19 protein-coding genes are annotated in these 20967 nt (G+C 31.9%); 17 read left to right on the forward strand and 2 right to left on the reverse strand.

Going from position 1 to position 20967, the window contains the following annotated elements; genetic code table 11:
• Positions 1–1054: amidohydrolase family protein (locus tag ABJD66_RS12815; protein WP_348132248.1), on the forward strand; the 1054-nt coding region annotated here is incomplete at its 5' end.
• 75 nt (positions 1055–1129) lie between these two features.
• On the opposite strand, the gene ABJD66_RS12820 is transcribed toward ABJD66_RS12815, so the two are convergent.
• Entirely contained in the window at positions 1130–1939 is an 810-nt protein-coding gene (locus ABJD66_RS12820) for a DUF6503 family protein (protein WP_348132251.1), read from the reverse strand.
• Between the two features lie 96 nt (positions 1940–2035).
• Here ABJD66_RS12820 and ABJD66_RS12825 point away from each other — a divergent pair, with 96 nt between their 5' ends.
• The 12 genes from ABJD66_RS12825 (at position 2036) to thrC (ending at position 16813) form a co-directional block, all read left to right on the forward strand.
• The gene (locus tag ABJD66_RS12825) at positions 2036–2836 is read left to right on the forward strand and encodes an RNA methyltransferase (RefSeq protein ID WP_198519422.1); all 801 of its coding nucleotides are present in this window, start codon (positions 2036–2038) and stop codon (positions 2834–2836) included.
• Between the two features lie 45 nt (positions 2837–2881).
• Entirely contained in the window at positions 2882–4114 is a 1233-nt protein-coding gene (locus ABJD66_RS12830; protein WP_348132286.1) for a M48 family metallopeptidase, read from the forward strand.
• A 43-nt stretch (positions 4115–4157) separates the two neighbouring features.
• Positions 4158–6362, forward strand: coding sequence for a RelA/SpoT family protein (locus ABJD66_RS12835; protein WP_303543353.1), 2205 nt, complete (start codon positions 4158–4160; stop codon positions 6360–6362).
• A gap of 42 nt (positions 6363–6404) precedes the next feature.
• Complete coding sequence (locus ABJD66_RS12840; protein ID WP_013619861.1) at positions 6405–6854, forward strand: transcriptional repressor; 450 nt, start codon at positions 6405–6407, stop codon at positions 6852–6854.
• A gap of 13 nt (positions 6855–6867) precedes the next feature.
• The gene (locus ABJD66_RS12845) at positions 6868–8139 is read left to right on the forward strand and encodes an adenylosuccinate synthase (protein WP_100895375.1); all 1272 of its coding nucleotides are present in this window, start codon (positions 6868–6870) and stop codon (positions 8137–8139) included.
• Between the two features lie 136 nt (positions 8140–8275).
• Entirely contained in the window at positions 8276–10003 is a 1728-nt protein-coding gene (locus ABJD66_RS12850; protein WP_348132257.1) for an OstA-like protein, read from the forward strand.
• A 7-nt stretch (positions 10004–10010) separates the two neighbouring features.
• Positions 10011–11192 carry an aspartate aminotransferase family protein gene (locus ABJD66_RS12855; protein WP_348132260.1) on the forward strand — a complete coding sequence of 394 codons (1182 nt, stop codon included), beginning with the start codon at positions 10011–10013 and terminating at the stop codon, positions 11190–11192.
• A 101-nt stretch (positions 11193–11293) separates the two neighbouring features.
• Positions 11294–12694, forward strand: coding sequence for a tetratricopeptide repeat protein (locus tag ABJD66_RS12860; RefSeq protein ID WP_348132263.1), 1401 nt, complete (start codon positions 11294–11296; stop codon positions 12692–12694).
• Between the two features lie 30 nt (positions 12695–12724).
• A complete protein-coding gene (locus ABJD66_RS12865; protein ID WP_348132266.1) occupies positions 12725–13738 on the forward strand; it encodes a DUF368 domain-containing protein in 1014 nt (337 codons plus the stop codon).
• A 3-nt stretch (positions 13739–13741) separates the two neighbouring features.
• Positions 13742–14761, forward strand: a complete 1020-nt coding sequence (locus ABJD66_RS12870) for a DUF368 domain-containing protein (RefSeq protein WP_348132269.1) — start codon at positions 13742–13744, stop codon at positions 14759–14761.
• The gene (locus ABJD66_RS12875) at positions 14733–15485 is read left to right on the forward strand and encodes a shikimate dehydrogenase (protein ID WP_348132272.1); all 753 of its coding nucleotides are present in this window, start codon (positions 14733–14735) and stop codon (positions 15483–15485) included. Before ABJD66_RS12870 ends, ABJD66_RS12875 begins: the two co-directional genes overlap by 29 nt.
• A gap of 29 nt (positions 15486–15514) precedes the next feature.
• Positions 15515–16813 carry a threonine synthase gene (gene thrC, locus ABJD66_RS12880; RefSeq protein ID WP_348132275.1) on the forward strand — a complete coding sequence of 433 codons (1299 nt, stop codon included), beginning with the start codon at positions 15515–15517 and terminating at the stop codon, positions 16811–16813.
• Here the strand turns inward: thrC and ABJD66_RS12885 are convergent.
• Positions 16810–17460 carry an SDR family oxidoreductase gene (locus ABJD66_RS12885; RefSeq protein ID WP_303543338.1) on the reverse strand — a complete coding sequence of 217 codons (651 nt, stop codon included), beginning with the start codon at positions 17458–17460 and terminating at the stop codon, positions 16810–16812. The two genes, thrC and ABJD66_RS12885, sit on opposite strands and share 4 nt — an antisense overlap.
• Before the next feature lie 238 nt (positions 17461–17698).
• Here ABJD66_RS12885 and gcvT point away from each other — a divergent pair, with 238 nt between their 5' ends.
• From gcvT to ABJD66_RS12905, 4 genes are read left to right on the forward strand one after another with little or no spacing between them, the layout of a single operon-like run.
• Positions 17699–18784 carry a glycine cleavage system aminomethyltransferase GcvT gene (gcvT, locus tag ABJD66_RS12890; protein WP_100895366.1) on the forward strand — a complete coding sequence of 362 codons (1086 nt, stop codon included), beginning with the start codon at positions 17699–17701 and terminating at the stop codon, positions 18782–18784.
• A 6-nt stretch (positions 18785–18790) separates the two neighbouring features.
• Positions 18791–19705 (forward strand): glutaminase, encoded by a 915-nt coding sequence (locus ABJD66_RS12895; protein WP_348132280.1) that lies wholly within the window; start codon positions 18791–18793, stop codon positions 19703–19705.
• Between the two features lie 15 nt (positions 19706–19720).
• Positions 19721–20554, forward strand: a complete 834-nt coding sequence (locus ABJD66_RS12900; protein ID WP_100895364.1) for a sugar nucleotide-binding protein — start codon at positions 19721–19723, stop codon at positions 20552–20554.
• A gap of 57 nt (positions 20555–20611) precedes the next feature.
• On the forward strand, positions 20612–20899 hold the full coding sequence (locus ABJD66_RS12905) for a 4a-hydroxytetrahydrobiopterin dehydratase (RefSeq protein ID WP_348132283.1): 288 nt from the start codon (positions 20612–20614) through the stop codon (positions 20897–20899).
• Positions 20900–20967 lie beyond the last annotated feature (68 nt).

The following is a 20967-nucleotide window of genomic DNA, read 5'->3' on the forward strand; positions in this document are numbered from 1 at the left end:
CGTATACCCTGGGTTTATTGCTGCTTGTACCGTTTTAGGATTGGTAGAAGTAGATGCCGTTAGAGCTAGTGATGACCAAGCAGAAATTGGCGGAATGATACCACACGTAAGAAGTTTAATTGCTTACAATTCTGAATCTAAAGTAATTGAAAGTATGCGTCCTAATGGTGTGCTTATGGCACAAATAGCACCTAGAGGTGGTGTTATACCAGGTACATCTTCTGTTGTACAGTTAGATGCTTGGAACTGGGAAGACGCTGCAGTAAAAACAGATGAAGGTATACATTTACATTGGCCAAGTTCTTACAGAAGAGGTCGTTGGTGGATGGGTGAACCAAGAGGTTTACAGCCTAACAAAACTTATAAAAAAGATATTAATTCAATTGTAGATTTTATAGTTAACGCAAAGGCATACAATGAAACTACTGCAAAACCATTTCATCAAGAATTTGCTGCTATGGAAGGCCTTTTTTCTGGTGAGCAAAAAATGTATGTGTATGCAGATGGCGAAAAAGAAATTATTGATGCTATTACTACCCTAAAAGAAAACAAGATTAAAAATGTTGTTTTAGTTGGTGGCTATAATGCTTACAAAATAACAGACTTTTTAAAAGAGAATAATATTCCTGTTTTAGTTAGAGCTATGCACAATTTACCTAGTAACAATGATGATGATTATGACTTACCATACAAAATGGCAAAGCTATTAACAGATAAAGGCTTACTTGTAGGTATACAAAATAATGGCGAAGCTAATTTCCAGAACAGAAACTTGCCATTTTATGCAGGTCATGCAGTTGCTTACGGTATGGATAAAGAAGCAGCCTTACAATTAATTACGAGTAATACTGCAAAGATTTTAGGTATTGATAAAACTCACGGTACATTAGCTGTTGGCAAAAGTGCTACCTTGTTTATATCTGAAGGTGACGCTTTAGAAATGCGTACAAATAAGTTACAAAAAGCCTTTATAGATGGTAGAGATGTGTCTTTAGAAACACACCAAACCGAATTGTACAAAAGGTATATGGGTAAATACAACAGAGGAGAATAGCTGTTTATAGTACTAAACTTAAAAGCCTCCAAAACAATAAGTTTTGGAGGCTTTTTATTTTGTTGCTAGAGTATATTACTCTTGCACTTTACCTTCAACAAAAACTGCGGCTTCAGGTTTTGCAAAAAATGACGCCGGTTTAGCTTCTTTACTTACCGTTACATTTTCAAAAGGAACTGTATTTCTTACCTCCTTTATAACTCCTTCTTCTGCTTTATGCCAGCTAATAGATTTTGGTAACACTAAACCATTTACTGTTTGCCAATCGTTATAATGTATCCAACTGTAGTTATTAGAAACTTCTCCACTTCTGTAACTTACACTATATCCTAACCAAGCCATTTGCTTAGTATCTGGATCAAAATGGATAAAATATAAATCTTTGTAAGATGCTCCTACTCCAGGATTGTAACTAATTTTAACTCCCGGGTAGCTTTTACCTTCATAAACTACAGGTTCTGTTTCACCATAAATAATTCCGTCATCTGCCAAAACAAATGGCATTGCGTAAAAATAAAACATAAGGTTGTGGTAAAATACTGCATCGCCTTTAAAATCCTTATTTTCATCTAACAACCACGTTTTTTCATTAGAAAAACCTATGGTGTGGTTTGGAGTAACTACCTTGTCTTCTCTGGTGTGTAAATTAATTGTATGTGTTTCTCTAGCATCTGGCTTTGGAATATCAAAAGTTAAACTTTTCATACTTTTCCAAGTATCCAAACCTCCGTGAGCTTTAAAAACTTCTTGTAACTCTTGTGGGTATGCTGTTACCTCTACCTCTAAAGTTTTTTCTTGTTTTGCTTCTTCTTTTGGAGCTTGTTTTTTCTCTTGTTTACAAGAAACAATAAAAATAGAAAATAAGGCCAATGCTAAATACTTCATTCTTTAAAATTTAAATTATTAGTTATCTATATTTATAAGTTACAAATAGTCGTAATGCTAATATATAATTTACAATATTACATTACTTTTGTTGCAATGAATACATTTAAACAAATTACCAGCCTCCAAAACCCGTTAATTAAGAAAACTTTAGTACTTAAAGATAAGTCTAGAGAACGCAAAAAAACTAACATATTTGTTTTAGAAGGCGCTAGAGAGCTTCAGCTTGCTTTAAAAGGTGGTTATATTATAGAAACTTTGTTTTTTTGTAAAGATTTAATTTCTAATGAAGCGCTAAATTCACTTATAAAAAACAGCTCTGCAGAGGTAATAGAAGTAAGTTTAGATGTATATCAAAAAATAGCATACAGATCTACTACAGAAGGCGTTGTTGCACTTGTAAATAGTAAAGAACACAACTTAAACAGTTTACAACTTAGCACTAAAAAACCTTTAATTTTAATAGCAGAAGCGCCAGAAAAACCAGGTAATATTGGTGCATTGTTACGTACGGCAGATGCAGCAAATTTAGATGCTGTTATTATTGCTAACCCTAAAACAGACCTTTATAACCCAAACATTATACGCTCTAGTGTTGGTTGTGTTTTTACTACTAAAATTGCAACTGGTACAACAACCGAAATTATAACTTATTTAAAAGAAAATAATATTGCCACCTATTGTGCTGCGTTAACTGCTTCAAAAACATATACTACTATAGATTACACTAGTGGCTCTGCTATTGTAGTTGGTACAGAAGCAACTGGCCTATCTAACCAATGGTTAGACAATTCTACCCAGAATATTATAATTCCTATGGAAGGACAAATAGATTCTATGAACGTTTCTGTTGCTGCTGCTATAGTTATTTTTGAAGCAAAGCGACAAAGAGGCTAGTATTTACTATTTTTACAAAACGAAACCAAACCACCACCTATAACTATATTTATGAGTATTCTTTTTTACGTAATACTTGGTATTATTATACTTCAATTTTTAATAGATGCCATTGTAGATTATTTAAATGCTAAAAAATTTAAAGAAGCTATACCTCAAGAATTAGATGGTATCTTTAATAAAGAAGAGTATATAAAATCTCAACGATACAAAACGGCTAATTATAGGTTCGGTATTTTTTCTGGTAGTTTTTCGGTATTATTAACACTTTCCTTTTTGCTTTTTGGAGGATTTGCTTGGGTAGATAATCTTGCGCGTAGCATAACAAACAACCCTATTTTAATTGCCACTATATTTTTTGGGATAATAATGATAGGCAACAGTATACTAAATGTTCCCTTATCTTACTATAGCACTTTTGTTATTGAAGAAAAATTTGGCTTTAATAAAACCACTAAAAAACTGTTTTTTATAGATTTAATTAAAAGTTGGTTTTTAACTGCCATTATTGGCGGTGCACTTTTGGCATTAGTTATATGGTTTTATAATTGGGCTGGCACTAATTTTTGGGTGTATGCTTGGGCAGTAATTGCTACTATTTCTATTTTTATGAATATGTTTTATAGCAAGCTAATTGTACCACTTTTTAACAAGCAAACGCCTTTAGAAAATGGAAGCCTTAAAACAAAGATTGAAGCGTATGCTAAAAAAGTTGGCTTTGAACTACAGAATATTTTTATAATAGATGGCTCTAAGAGATCTACAAAAGCAAATGCATACTTTTCTGGTTTTGGCAAACAAAAAAGAATTACGTTGTATGATACACTTGTTAAAGATTTAGATGAAGAAGAGATTATTGCCGTTTTAGCACATGAGGTTGGTCATTACAAACGCAAGCATATTCTATTTAATTTAACGGCTTCAATTTTGCTCACTGGTTTAACATTGTACATTTTATCAATCTTTATAAATACCCCAAGTATTTCTTTGGCAATTGGTGTTACTGTACCTAGTTTTCATGCGGCTTTAATAGGATTTGGAATATTATACAGTCCAATATCAGAAATTACAAGTCTAATAATGAACTACTTATCTAGAAAATTTGAATACCAAGCAGATGATTACGCAAAAAAAACATATGCTTCTTCCCCATTAATTACCTCTTTAAAAAAACTATCTAAAACTAGTTTAAGCAATCTTACGCCACACCCTGCGTATGTTTTTATGAACTACTCCCACCCTACGCTAATTGACCGAATTAACAATTTAAAAAAATAATTTTTGTTGATTATTACCAAACTTTAATGTAATTTTAGTTTATATGACGGAAGCGGAAATAGAAAAAGAAAATAAAGAAATTACACGCCAGTATAAAGAATTACTGCGTGTTAGTTACTTAACACTTTCTGATGATGATAAAAAGCTTATTAGATCTGCGTTTGAGATTGCTGTGGATGCACACAAGGACCAACGTAGAAAATCTGGCGAAGCCTATATTTTTCATCCAATAGCTGTTGCTAGAATTGTAGCTTCAGAAATTGGTTTAGATGCTGTTTCTATAGCCTCTGCCCTGTTGCATGATGTTGTAGAGGATACCGAGTATACACTTGCAGATATAGAGCGTATGTTTGGAGAAACAGTTGCTAAAATTGTAGATGGTTTAACAAAAATTGCTCACCTTAAAAAAGATATGAACGTATCTCAACAGGCAGAGAATTTTAGAAAAATGCTACTAACCTTAAATGATGACGTTAGGGTTATTATTATAAAAATTGCAGACCGTTACCACAATATGCTTACTATGGATTCTATGCCAGAGTACAAGCAATTAAAAATAGCATCTGAAACTTTATATATTTATGCGCCACTTGCTCATAGAATTGGACTTTACAATATTAAAACTGAATTAGAAGATTTAAGTTTAAAGTATACAGAACCTGAAGTTTATAATGACATTCAGGATAAAATTGAAGAAACAAAAGAAGAGCAACAAGAATATATTGATTCTTTTTCACATACTATAGAAGACTCCTTAGATAAAGAAGGTTTAAATTATACCATTAAAGGCCGAATGAAGTCTATTTTTTCTATTCGTAGAAAAATGAAAGTTCAGAATGTACCTTTTGATGAAATTTATGACAAGTTTGCTATTCGTATTATTTATAAGTCTGATAAAGCAAACGAAAAGTTTTTAGCTTGGAAAATTTACTCTGTAGTTACAGACAACTTTACACCAAACCCAGTACGTTTAAGAGATTGGATCTCTTCTCCAAAATCTACTGGTTACGAGGCTTTGCACATTACTGTTATGGGACCAGATGCCAAATGGGTAGAAGTACAAATACGTAGTGAGCGTATGCATGAAATAGCAGAAAAAGGATATGCTGCTCACTTTAAATACAAACACGGAGACCAAAAAGAGCAAGGTATTGAGGTTTGGCTAAATAGACTGCAAGAAGCATTAGAAAATGCAAATACAAATGCTGTAGATTTTGTTGAAGAGTTTAAACTAAACCTATACTCTAAAGAAATATTTGTTTTTACACCACAAGGAGATTTAAAATCGTTGCCAAAAGGTGCTACGTCTTTAGATTTTGCCTTTCATATACACTCAGAAATTGGTTTAAAAACCAGAGGGACTAAAGTAAATGGTAAGCTTGTGCCTTTAAATACTATTTTACATAGTGGTGACCAAGTAGAAGTAATAACATCAGACAAATCTAAACCCAACCAAAGTTGGCTAGATTATGCAACTACAGCACGTGCCAGATCTAAAATTAAATCATCTTTAAGAGAAGAGAAAAAAGAAATTGCTGAAGAAGGTAAAGAAATTTTACGTCGTAAATTAAAATCGCAAAAAATTGCTTTTAATGAGGATACTATTAATAAAATGGTAGCCCACTTTAAGTTAAAAACAAGTTTAGATTTATTTTACAGAATAGCTACTGGCTCTATAGACAACAACAAAATAAAAGATTTTGCATCGTCATATAGTAATGCTTTTATCAGTTTTTTTAAAAATAGAATTAGAAGAAATCCTACTCCAGAGAATATAGATAAGGAAGAGATTACAGCAAAATATGATCAGCTTGTTTTTGGTAAAGAAGAAGAAAAACTAAAATACAAACTATCACAATGTTGTAACCCAATACCTGGTGATGATGTTTTTGGCTTTATTAGTGTAAACGAAGGTATTAAGGTACACTCTAAAAACTGTCCAAATGCCATATCTTTGCAGTCTAACTATGCCTACAGAATTATACAGGCCAAATGGATAGATTCTTCTCAGCAAGAATTTACTGCCAATATAAAACTTACAGGAATAGACAACATTGGTTTAATTAGTGACTTAACTTCAATTATTTCTCAACAAATGCACGTTAATATGAAGAGTGTTAACTTTAGTACAGATGGCGGTACTTTCTCGGGAAAAATTACGGTTGTAGTTAAAAATAATTCCATCTTAATTAAACTTATTAACAATTTAAAGAAAATTAACGGTATAGATAAAGTAGTTAGACTTTAAAATTTACACTACATTTGCAAACCGAAAAGCTGTAGAAATACTATGGGTAGTAACAAAAATCAAGACATTGTAAAAAATGTCTTCACGACTTTTTTAGAAGAAAACGGACACAGAAAAACTCCCGAACGCTACGCTATACTCCAAGAAATTTACGAAAGTGAAGATCATTTTGATATAGAATCTCTTTATATCAAAATGAAAAACAAAAACTATAGAGTAAGTAGAGCAACCTTGTACAACACTATTGAACTTTTATTAGATTGCAAATTGGTACGTAAGCACCAGTTTGGAAAAAATCAGGCTCAGTATGAGAAATCGTATTTTGATAGACAACATGACCATGTTATACTAACAGATACGGGAGAGGTAATGGAATTTTGTGACCCTAGAATACAGTCAATTAAAAAAACAATAGAAGATGTGTTTGATATTAAAATAACAAACCACTCACTATATTTCTACGGAACAAAAAACAAAAAAGAAAACAACTAACCAATTACAAGTAATGGCAGTAGATTTACTACTAGGACTCCAATGGGGAGACGAAGGAAAAGGAAAAATTGTTGATGTATTAACTAAAGATTACGACATTATTGCGCGTTTTCAAGGTGGTCCAAATGCTGGACATACTTTAGAATTTGACGGTATTAAACACGTACTTAGAACTATTCCATCAGGAATTTTCCACAAAAAAGCAATGAACGTTATTGGTAACGGTGTTGTTATAGACCCAGTTGTTTTTGTAAAAGAATTAGAAGGTTTAGACCAGTTTGATATTGACTATAAGGCTAAACTTATTATTTCTAGAAAAGCACATTTAATTTTACCAACGCACCGTTTGTTAGATGCAGCTTCTGAAGCATCTAAAGGAAAAGCAAAAATTGGTTCTACATTAAAAGGTATTGGTCCAACTTATATGGATAAAACTGGTAGAAATGGTATGCGTGTTGGAGACTTAGAATTAGAATCTTGGAAAGAAAAATATCGTCATTTAGCAGACAAGCATGAAACTATGATTAGTTTCTATAATGTAGATATACAATATGACTTAGATGAAATGGAAGTTGAGTTTTTTGATGCTGTAGAGCGTTTAAAAGAATTAACTTTTATAGATAGTGAAGAGTATTTAAACCAAGCTATTAAAGATGGAAAAACTATATTAGCAGAAGGTGCACAAGGTTCTTTATTAGATATAGATTTTGGTACATACCCATTTGTAACATCATCTAACACAACAGCAGCAGGTGCTTGTACTGGTTTAGGAATTGCTCCTAATAAAGTAAAAGAAGTATATGGTATTTTTAAAGCATATACCACACGTGTAGGTTCTGGCCCATTCCCAACAGAATTGTTTGATGAAGTTGGTGCTAATATGGCTAAAGTTGGTCATGAGTTTGGTGCTGTAACAGGTAGACCTCGCCGTTGTGGTTGGTTAGACCTTGTTGCGTTAAAATATGCTTGCCAAGTTAATGGTGTTACACAATTAAATATGATGAAGGGCGATGTACTTTCTGGTTTTGACAGCCTACAAGTATGTACTGCTTACGAGTATAAAGGAGAAACCATATCTCACTTACCATACAACATAGAACCAGAAAATGTAAACCCTATTTACACAGAGTTCCCTTGTTGGAAAGAGGATTTAACTAAAATGACAGATCCTTCTCAGTTCCCTAAAGAACTAAATGAGTATATAGATTTTCTAGAAAAAGAATTAGAAATTCCTATTAAAATTGTTTCTGTTGGTCCAGATAGAAAACAGACAATTAATAGATAAACATACTAAGCCACATTTTTAAAATGTGGCTTTTTTTTTGCTCTTCTTTAGGCACATAGCTTCATATTCATAAATCTATGCCAATCTGTTATCAGAACAATCAAAAAAAACCTATTTTTGACCAAAATTTTAAGACTTGCTTAAATATAAATTAGTTATTGGTTTAATCTTATTTGTTTTTGGTGTTAACGCACAAGATAAACCCGTAGAAAAAAAACAAATAAACATAGTGCATGGTGCTAACTTTACCAAGAATGAAGTTAAGTACCCAGGCGCATCTATATTTAGTAGAGATAGCCAAAGACAGGTAGAGTTTGAGCATCAAGGTGCTACACTTTGGTGTGATGTTGCTGTTTTTTATCCTAAAAAAAATAAGCTTATTGCTATAGATAATGTTCGTATGCAACAGGGAGACTCTATACAAATGGATAGTGGCAAACTAGAATATTTTGGTGACATTAAATTAGCAAAAGCATCTAAAAATGTAGTTTTACAAAGTCCAGATGCCACACTTACTACAGATACTTTATATTTTGACAGAGAAAAACAAGAGTCTTACTACAGACATTTTGGTAAAATTGTAGATACTGCTAACGTTATAAAAAGTAGAATTGGCAGGTTTTTTATGGAAACCAACAAATACCAATTACAAGATAGTGTTACAGTAGAAAATCCTAAATACCACGTTTTATCTGAGCAAATGGATTATTACACAGATTCTGAGCACGTATATATGTATGGTCCTTCTACAATTACAGGTAAAGACTATGTTATGTATTGTGAGCGTGGTTATTATGACTCTAGAGTAGAAACTGGTTATGGCATAAAAAATACACGCATAGACTATAGTAATAAAATTATTGAAGGCGATAGCGTTTACTTTAATAAACGCAAAAAATTTGCCTCTGCTACCAATAACATAGTGGTTACAGACACAGTTAATGATGGTGTTATTAGAGCTCATTATGCAGAAGTTTACAAAGAAAAAGATTCCATATTTGCTACAAAAAGAGCAGTTGCTATTAATGTAATGGAGAAAGACTCTTTGTATATGCACGGAGATACATTAATGATTACTGGCAAACCAGACAATAGAGTTATACGTGCTTTTAGAGATGCTAAATTTTTTAAAACTGATATAAGTGGTAAATGTGATTCTATTCACTTTGATCAAAAAACTGGTATAACACAACTTATTACCAATCCTATTATTTGGAATATTGATAACCAAATGACAGGAGATAGTATACATTTAATTAGTGATTTAGAGACTGATAAATTAGACTCCTTAAAAGTGATAAATAATGCATTTATAATATCACTAGATACTATAAGCAAAACGGGGTATAACCAAGCAAAAGGTAAAAATTTATTTGGCAAGTTTATAAATAACGAGCTAAATATGATAGACCTTGTACAAAACGTAGAGGTTATCTACTATTCCTATAACGATCAAAATGAATTTATAGGTATAGATGAATCTCTTTGTGGCAAAGTAAGCATGCTTATGCAAGAGAATGCTATAGATGTTATTACCTACTTTATAAACCCTAGTGGCCAAACTTTTCCAGAAGGTCAAGAACCAGAAAGAGGTGTAAAATTAAAAGGTTTTGTTTGGTATGGTGATCAGCGCATTTACACTAAGGACGATATTTTTGGCGAAGATGACAACAACCTTGTTCTGCCAGTTATAAGGGGAATTACAAACCCAATAGATATAGATGCAGAAGAACAAGAGCGTCATAAAAACCAAGGAGATCCAATAAATAACCCGCCCAATACCAAGGCTACAAGAAAAAAAGGAATACCTAAACCTACACTATCTAAGCCAGTACCAAGTACAAAACTAAAGCAACAAAAATAAATTACAGGTGAAAAAGGACTTTTTACACTACCAAGCACAAACTAGTCCGCATCCTTTAACTTTACAAGTTTCTAGAGCTAGCGGCAGTTATATTTATGATCAAGACAACAATGCACATTTAGATTTTGTAGCGGGTGTTTCTGCTTGCACTTTAGGTCATTGTCACCCAAAAGTAGTAGCCGCAGTAACTAAGCAAGCATCAGAATATATGCACGTAATGGTATATGGCGAATATGTGCAAGAGCCTGCGGTAGCTTACACTAAACTTTTAGCGTCACTATTACCTTCTAATCTAGAAACTACATACTTGGTTAACTCTGGCACAGAAGCCATTGAGGGCGCCTTAAAATTAGCTAAAAGAGCCACAGGAAGACACAAAATAGTTGCCGCACGCAATTCTTATCACGGTAATACTATGGGTAGTATGAGTGTTTCTGGAGCAGAATCTCAAAAAAGTGCATTTAGACCCTTAGTTCCTGGCACAACTTTTATCTCATTTAATTCTGAAAAAGATTTAGCAAAAATTACAACAGAAACAGCTGCTGTAATTTTAGAAACCATACAAGGTGGTGCTGGTTTTATAGTACCCAAAAACACCTATTTGCAAAAAGTAAAAGCTAGGTGTACAGAGGTTGGCGCTTTATTAATTTTAGATGAAATACAACCCGGATTTGGTAGAACAGGTAAATTATTTGCTTTTGAGCATTATAATTGTACTCCAGATATTTTAGTAATTGGTAAAGGTATGGCTTCTGGTATGCCTGTAGGTGCTTTTGTTGCCTCTAACGAACTAATGAAAAACCTGCAAACACAGCCTAAACTAGGCCATATAACTACTTTTGGCGGTAATCCTGTTATTGCAGCTGCCAGTTTAGCTACATTGCAAGAATTAACTACAAGTAACATAATTAATGATACTTTAGAAAAAGAAAAATTATTTAAAAAACTATTAAAACACGAGTATATAAAAGAGATTCGTGGTAAAGGTTTAATGTTAGCTGTTATGTTAGCAAATGCAGATATAACTAATCATGTTGTAATGCACTGTGCTAAAAACAGACTAATATTATTTTGGTTATTGTTTGAGCCAAAGGCGGTACGTATTTCCCCTCCTTTAACCATTTCTAACCAAGAAATTACCTTAGGATGTAAGCTAATTATAGAAGCTTTAAATTCCTACAAAAAGTAATTTGTTAACTACTTTGTTAATAATATAGGCTACTACAGTCTAAAAAAAGTAACCTAAAACCTTACTTTTATTTTAATCTTATCAAGCAAGAAAGAATTTATATGGCATTTGAAGCTGAAGAAAGACCAGACAGACCGATAGCAAAATTTGAGTCAATGCTAAAGACAGATGACGTCTACTTCTTTGACGCGGAAGATTTTGAAGACATTATTCACCATTACTTAAATAATGGTAAAATGGCATTGGCAAAAAAAGCCATTAAAATTGGACTAACCCAACACCCAAGTACAATAGAGTTAAAACTTTTAGAAGTAGAGGTTCACGTTTTTGAAAACAACCTTGAACTTGCTGAAAGTATGCTAGATAGTTTACAAACTATAGACAGCAATAACGAAGAAATATACATACAAAGGGCAAATATATTTTCTAAAAAAGATAATCATAATATGGCTATTGAACTTTTAGAAAAAGCATTGTCTTTATCTGAGGATTCTATAGATATACACTCTTTACTTGGTATGGAGCACCTTTTTATGGATAATTTTGAAGAGGCTAAAAAGCACTTTATACAATGTGTTTTGTTTGATGAGCATGATTATGCATCGCTTTACAATATTATTTACTGTTTTGACTTTTTAGAAGATTTTGATGGTGCTATTGTATTTTTAAATGAATACTTAGAGAAAAATCCGTATTGCGAAGTTGCTTGGCATCAATTAGGAAAACAATACATAGAAAAAGGAATGTTTAAAGAAGCTATTTCTGCTTTTGACTTCGCCATTATTTCTGATGATAGTTTTGTTGGTGCTTACTTTGAAAAAGGTAAAATATTAGAAAAATTAAAACGTTACAACGAGGCTATAGAAAATTATGAAATTACTATAGAAATTGAAGACCCTTCTGCTTTTGCTTACTTACGCATAGGAAAATGTCATGAGAAAATAGGTAACACAGAATTAGCCAAACTAAATTACTATAAAACAGTACATGAAGATCCTTTATTAGATAAAGGATGGCTTGCAATTACTAACTTTTATATTAAACAAGAAAATTACATTAAGGCTAAAGAATACATTACCAAAGCTATTAATATAGAAGAAGAAAACTTGTTCTACTGGGAGAAAAATGCATTAATTAATGAAGCACTTGACTTAGTTGAAGATGCAGAACAATGCTATCAAAAAATGGTAGACCTGGGAGATTGTGAATTAACAACGTGGTTAAAATGGAGCAGTCTAGCAATAAAAAAAGGAGATCCACATTCCGCTATTCAAATTCTTCAACAAGCTTTAGAATTCTACCCTAATAATGCAAGCATTTTATTTAAAATAGCTGGCTCGCATATGGTACTAGATCAAACCATTAAAACAAAAGAGTATCTGGTTAAAGCATTAGGAGTTAACGCTAAAAAAGCTAGTGTATTTATGTCAGATTTTCCTCAGTTTAAAAATAATGATTGGATTAACAACATTATTCTAGAATTTAGCAACTCTTCCAAATAAATCTATATTTTTACGTTTTTTATTATAATTATGAAAGAACGTAACTTACTACAGTATTTAATTATTACTCTTAAAGGTTTAGCTATGGGAGCAGCAGACGCTGTACCAGGGGTTTCTGGGGGTACAATTGCTTTTGTTTCTGGAATTTATGAAGAGTTAATTGATAGTATTAGCAATATTAATTTATCATTATTTAAAACTCTAAAAAACGATGGATTAAAAGCATTTTGGAAACAAGCTAATGGTAACTTTATATTGGCTTTATTAACCGGAATAATAATTAGCTTTATTTCGTTTATGCGTTTGGCTAAATACTTAATAGAATACCATCCTGTTTTAATATGGTCGTTCTTTTTTGGTTTAATTGTAGTGAGTATTTACTTTGTTGGTAAGCAAATTACAAAATGGAATGCCCTAACTATTGTTGCATTAATAATTGGTGCTGGTTTAGCCTACTATATTACAAGTTTACCTGCATTGGCAGCTAATTCTAATCCTTATTATTTACTATTTGCTGGTGCTGTTGCAATTTGTGCAATGATTTTACCTGGTATATCCGGCTCTTTTATATTGGTAATAATGGGCGCCTATAAAACACTAAGTGATGCGTTTCATGATTTTGATTTAAAAAAAATAGCTTTGTTTGCAACAGGGGCTTTAATAGGGTTATTGAGTTTTAGTAGAATTTTAAAATGGTTATTTAAAAACTACCACAACACTACTCTAGCTCTTTTAACTGGTTTTATTTTAGGTTCTTTAAACAAAGTTTGGCCTTGGAAAAAAACAATAACCGTAATGATAGATGAAACAGGAGAAATTGTTCCTTTTGCATCAATATCTGACCTTGGCACACTAGCTGTTCATCAAAAAAATATAAATAATTTTGAATCGCTAAAAACGGTAACAGAACAAAGTATTATACCTATAAAATACTCAGAATTAAACCATTATATAGACCCACAAACAATGGTTGCTATTGCGTTAATGGTTACTGGTTTTTTAACTATTTTTATACTAGAAAAAGTAGCTTCAAAAAACAACTAAACAATGGAACATACTAGAACATTTATAGACAAGTTTCTCCTTGTTGTTAAAGGGCTATGTATGGGTGCTGCAAATAAAGTACCAGGTGTTTCTGGTGGCATTGTTGCCTTTGTTGGTGGTTTTTACGAAGAATTTATATACTCTCTACAAAAGTTTAATTTTAAAGCTTTAAAATTACTTTTAAACGGCAGATTAAAAAGTTTTTACAAATATATTAATGGTACTTTTATTACGCTGCTAATTTTTGGTATGCTTGTAAGTTACTTTAGTGTGTCTAAAATTTTAGATTACTTTTTAGAACATAATGAACTTAATGTTTGGGCTTGCTTTTTTGGCCTAATAATTGGCTCTATATATTACATTGCTAAAGACTTTGACTATTGGAATAAGAAAACCATTTTTGCTGCTATAATTGGGTTAATCATAGGTGTATCTATAAGTTTTTTAAATCCTGCTAAAGAAAATGACAATCTGTTTTTTATTTTTTTCTGTGGTATTATTAGTGTTTCTGGTATGACGCTTCCTGGCTTATCTGGTTCTTTTATACTAATATTACTAGGCAACTACGTATTGCTTTTAGTAGATTCTGTAAATGCTTTGTATGATACTTTTGCTGAAATATTTAAAAGTGATTTTAGTTTTACAAAAAATACAGAACGCTTAAATACATTAACAATACTTGGTGTTTTTACTGCTGGGTCTGCGGTAGGTTTGGTAAGTTTGTCTCATATTATAAGTTACGTATTAAAACACTTTAAACACATAACTACAGCTGTAATTTTGGGCTTTATAACAGGATCTTTAGGCGTTGTTTGGCCTTGGAAAAAAACGGTTTATAAAGTAGATGCTCTTGGGAATATTTTAATAGACTCTAACGGAAACGAAATTATTAAGAATTATTCTCGCTATTTTCCCGATTTTGTGATTTTTGAAACTTGGTGGGCTGTTTTTTTTGTAGTTATAGGAATAAGTATTTTATTAGGCCTAGATTGGTATGGAAAAAATAGGAAAAAAACAGCATAAATATGGTTTAATAGGAAAAGATATTGAGTATTCTTTTTCTAGAAATTACTTTACACACAAGTTTAAAGATCTTGGATTAACAGACTGTGAGTATGTAAATTTTGATTACCAGAATATTGATGAGTTTAAAACTACACTAAAAAACAACTCTAATATTAAAGGTTGTAACGTTACTATACCTTACAAAGAAAGTGTTATTCCGTTTTTAACTAGTTTAGATGCTAAAGCAAAAGCTATTGGTGCCGTAAATACTATAAAGTTTACAGAAAATGGTCTGGTGGGTTACAATACAGATGCGTACGGATTTAAAAAATCTATAGAACCTCATCTTAAAAAACACCATACTAAAGCATTAATTTTAGGTACAGGTGGTGCATCTAAAGCAGTAAAATATGTTTTAGAAGAATTAGGAATAATCTGTACTTATGTTTCTAGAAAAGCTAAAGAAAATCAATTTACTTATACAGATTTAGACAAAAATATAATTAAAATAAATACAGTAATTATAAACTGTACGCCTTTAGGCACACACCCAAATATTACAGACAAAGCGGCTATACCTTATGAGTATTTAGGAAAAGAACATTTATTGTTCGATTTAATTTACAATCCTAATAAAACCGCCTTTTTAAAAGCTGGGGAAACACAAGGCGCAACTATAAGTAACGGGCAACATATGCTAGAATACCAAGCCGAAGAATCTTGGAGAATCTGGAACAGTTAGCACACATAATAAATTAGAATACCTTAAAAATGAATTACTACTCGTTAAACAAAAAAGCTCCTAATACTACATTTAAAAATGCAGTAGTTAAAGGTTTGGCTCCAGATAAAGGACTATACTTTCCGGAAAGTATTACACCTTTACCTGCAGATTTCTTTAAAAATATAGATAACTTATCTTATACAGAAATTGCTTTTACTGCCATTAAACAATTTGTTTCACCAGAAATTCCTGAAGATGTTCTTAAAACTATTGTAGAGGAAACATTATCTTTTGATTTTCCTGTGGTTCAGTTAGATAAAAATATATCTACACTAGAACTTTTTCACGGGCCAACAATGGCTTTTAAAGATGTTGGCGCACGCTTTATGGCGCGCTGCCTTGGTTATTTTAATAAAGATAATACTAATGAGGTTACTGTGTTGGTAGCTACATCTGGAGATACTGGTGGCGCTGTTGCAAATGGTTTTTTAGGTGTAAAAGGTGTAAATGTTGTTATTCTTTACCCTAGCGGAAAAGTAAGTGATATACAAGAAAAACAGCTTACTACCTTAGGAAAAAATATTTCTGCTTTAGAAGTAGATGGTGTTTTTGACGATTGTCAAGATATGGTAAAACGTGCATTTTTAGATGAAGAGTTAACCAGCAAAATGCAATTAACTTCTGCAAATTCTATTAATGTAGCGCGTTGGTTACCTCAACTTTTCTACTTTATATTTGCTTATAAGCAGTTACATAAAACTCATAAAAAAATAGTTTTTTCTGTACCAAGTGGCAATTTTGGTAATATATGTGCTGGTATGGTTGCACAAAAATTAGGCTTACCTATTTACCATTTTATAGCATCTAACAACCAGAATAACGTAGTAACCAACTATTTAAAAACCGAAGATTATAATCCTAAACCATCTGTGCAAACTATAAGTAATGCAATGGATGTTGGCAACCCAAGTAACTTTATACGTATACAGGAGTTACATAAAAATGATTTTTCTGCCTTAAAAGAAAATTTATCGTCTTTTAGCTTTACTGATGAAGAAACTAAAAATGCATTAGCAACTATTTACAAAGAGCACAACTATGTAGCAGACCCACACGGAGCTGTTGGCTATTTAGGTTGCAAGGCGTATTTAAATAATAATGATGATACACATTGTGTATTTTTAGAAACAGCGCACCCAACTAAATTTTTAGATGTGGTTGAAGAAGTAATTAAAGAAAAACAGCCATTACCTCCGCAAATACAGTCAGTAATGCATAAAACAAAAGTAGCCACCAAAATTGGCAGCTACAATGAGTTAAAATCTTATTTACTAAAAAATAATTAAGCCTTAATAGTAGAGAATTTATCTAATGCTTTACCAATTAAAGTATCTCCTTTAATAATTTCAAAGGTAGCTTTGTTGGCAACATCATCATTTAGTGTTCTCACCAATGTTTGTGCAACATCGTTTCTACTAATTTCACCACTTTTATTTAACTTTTCTTGGAGCTCTATTTCATTATGGGGCTTCTCGTTAGTTAAAGATCCAGGGCGTACAATACTATAATTTAGTCCGCTTGTTTTTAAATATTCATCTGCATTGTGCTTTGCTTTTAAATACTCTTGCAATTGCTCTGCTTCTTCAGGCTTATCTGCTCCCATAGAACTTAACATTACAAACTTTTTAATGTTATTTTTTTTAGATGCATCAATTAATCGCTTTGCTCCTTCTTGGTCTACCTCTATTACTTTTTTTCCACCAGACCCTGCAGCAAACAAGACTTTGTCTACATTTTCTACTTTGTTAAATACCTTATTAATATCGCCCTCTAAATCTCCAAGAACTGTATCTATTTGTTTTGCTTTAAAATATTCTTTTTGCTCTTCTTTTCTAACCATTGCTATAGGGTTAAAATATTGAGATTCTTTTAAAAGGTTCACTATTTGTTTTCCTGTGGTACCATTGGCACCGGCTACTAATATGTTTTCCATACCCTTAGTATAACTTTCAATAGTGCCAATTCCTAGCGTTTTAACTAGTTTAACGTTAGTTTAATATAAATTAACAAAGTAGTTAAGGGTATAGTTTACTAAAGAATTACTCTTAAAAGTTACTGTTACATCAACCTAAAAACAACTTATTTTAATGCTACAGCAGATTTATAAAACAAACAATTTTCGATACCTTTGACAAAAAACTAACAATAGTCTAATTATATAAATTGTTTTAATGAAAAATACTGCATTATCATCTACTCACGAAGCTCTTGGCGCTAAAATGGTTCCTTTTGCTGGTTATAATATGCCTGTTTCTTATGCTGGTGTAAATATAGAACACGAAACTGTACGCAAAGGTGTAGGTGTTTTTGATGTATCTCATATGGGTGAGTTTCTAATTGAAGGTCCAAATGCTTTAGATTTAATACAAAAAGTTACTTCTAACGACGCTTCTAAATTAGTTATAGGAAAAGCACAGTATAGCTGCTTACCTAATGAAACTGGTGGTATTGTTGATGACCTTATTGTTTACAAACTTAAAGATGAGCAATATTTACTAGTTGTTAATGCTTCTAATATAGATAAAGATTGGAATCATATTTCTAAATACAATGAAACTATAAATGCTGAAATGCGTAATATATCTGAAGGATATTCGCTTTTAGCTATACAAGGTCCTAAAGCTATTGAAGCTATGCAGTCTGTAACATCTGTAGATTTAGCTGCTATTAAATTTTATACTTTTGAGGTTGCCGATTTTGCTGGCATAGATAACGTAATTATATCTGCTACTGGTTATACTGGTTCTGGAGGATTTGAAATTTACTGCAAGAATGAAGATGTTAAACAAATTTGGGATAACGTTTTTAAAGCAGGTGCAGATTTTGGTATTGCTCCTATTGGATTAGCTGCTAGAGATACCTTACGTTTAGAAATGGGTTATTGTTTATATGGTAATGATATTAATGACACCACTTCTCCTTTTGAAGCTGGTCTTGGTTGGATTACCAAATTCACAAAAGACTTTGTAAATAGTGAGGCATTAGCTGAACAAAAAGCAAATGGTCCTACACGTAAATTAATTGCTTTTGAACTTACTGAAAGAGGTATTCCTAGACACGATTATGATATTGTAGATGCCAATGGCACTAAAATAGGCATTGTAACTTCTGGTACTATGTCTCCTTCTTTAAACAAAGGTATTGGCTTGGGCTATGTGCCAACAGAGGTAGCTACAGCTGGTTCTGAAATTTATATACAGATTAGAAAAAAAGCAGTTGCTGCAACTGTAGTAAAGTTACCTTTTTACAAGGCATAATTTTTTATGACAGATTTTCAAGGCATTATCAACAGCATTCATGACCACCTTAGTAAAGAGGAGGTTAAGGGTGTTGTTGCTAGTTATATACCAGAACTATCTAAACAAAGTGTAAACAGCCTTGGTATTTTTTTACAACATTTAAACGGCGATTCTTTTGCGGCTGGTGATGCAGATATTCCGTTTTCAATACAAAGTATTTCTAAAGTTTTAGCGTTGTCTAAAGCAATAGCCTTTGAAGATAACCGTATTTGGCAACGTGTAGACGTAGAGCCATCTGGTAACCCATTTAATCATTTATCTCTTTTAGAACTAGAAAACGGCATTCCTAGAAATCCGTTAATAAATTCTGGTGCTTTAGTTGTTGCAGATATTTTAGTTACACATTTAAAAAACCCGAAAGAAGATTTTTTAAACTACGTAAGAACTATTGCCAATGACCAAACTATTAATTACAATAAAGATGTTGCTGCGTCAGAAAAAAGAACAGGCTACAAAAACTTTGCAGCAGCTAACCTATTAAAATCTTTTAGCAATCTTAAAAATAATGTAGAGGATGTTTTAGATTTTTATTTTCATCAATGCTCTATAGATATGACCTGCGCACAATTAGCCAAAGCATTTTATTTGTTTGCAAATGGTGGTAAATGCGTAAATAATGTACAACAAATACCTGTTAGCCAAGCAAAACGTATAAATGCCATTATGCTAACTTGTGGCTTTTATGATGAGGCAGGTGAATTTGCTTTTAGAGTAGGCTTACCAGGCAAAAGTGGTGTTGGCGGAGGTATTGTTGCTTTTCTACCCAATAATTTTATTATTTCTACTTGGGCCCCAGGTCTTAATCCTAAAGGAAATTCTTTGTTAGGAATGCAAGCATTAGAACAATTTACGACTCAGACTAAGCTCTCTATTTTTTAAGACGATAACTGAGTAATGAAAGAGAAAAAATCTAAAAATAGAATATTAATTCTAGGTGCAAGTGGTTTTATAGGTAATGCTATATATAAGGAGCTATATGCTTTTTATGATACTTATGGTACTTATTGCTTTAACGAAAAAGAATTTAAAGATAACGGTCAGTTTTTTTATTATAATGTTGAAGAAACAGATATATACGAATTATTAGAAATTGTAAAGCCAGACTATATTATATCTGCCATACGTGGTAATTTTGCAGCACAAGTATTGGCTCATCAACATATGGTAGAATATGTTGCCACACACAAAACCAAGCTCTTATTTTTATCTTCTGCTAACGTTTTTGATGCTTATAGCAAATACCCATCATACGAGTTAGACAAAACTTTATCTTTAAGTATTTATGGGCGCTTAAAAATTAAGATTGAAAATATGCTACTTAGGCTACCTAAAAGCAAAGCCATAATTATACGTTTACCAATGGTTTTTGGTAACAACACTCCCAGAATTAAAGAGATTAGAACTCTACTACAAAATAAAGAACCAATAGAGGTTTTTCCTAATTTGGTTTTTAATGTTACGCATATAAACAAGCTTACCCAGCAATTGCATTACATTATTAATCATAAAAAAACTGGAATTTTTCATTTAGGAAGTAAAGATTTAGTGCATCATGAAGATTTTATAAAAGAAATAATCTCTAAAATTGGATTGTATAATCCTGTGTATAAAAGGGTATTTACATCTAATGAAGACAGGTATTTAGCTGTACTACCAAAGAGTAATAAATTACCAAAACATTTACGTACAACATACCAAGATACTATAGACCATCATCTTTTTTCTTAATAATAGATATAACGTTGCTACTTCTTGTAACTTTGTAAAACACTAAATTTAATACTGATGCAAAAATATACAACAGAAGAAATAACGAGTAAATTAAACAATTTAGATGGTTGGGATTATAACGATGGTGCTTTAGAAACTACTTTTGAATTTAAAAATTTTAAAGAAACCTTTTGTGTAATGACCCGTATTGCTTTTGAATGCGAATTACAAGGCCATCACCCAGATTGGACCAATGTATACAACACATTAAACATACGTTTAAATACGCACGATGCAGATGGTGTTACAGAAAAAGACTTTGTACTAGCCAAAACTATTGAAGAAATAATAGATAGCGAGTAGCTTATAATATGAATAGAACCTAGCCATTATGTGCTAGGTTTTTTTATACTTTTCTTTTAGCTAATTTA

It is taken from the genome of Cellulophaga sp. (assembly GCF_039943695.1).
In the GTDB taxonomy this organism is placed as follows: Bacteria; Bacteroidota; Bacteroidia; order Flavobacteriales; family Flavobacteriaceae; genus Cellulophaga.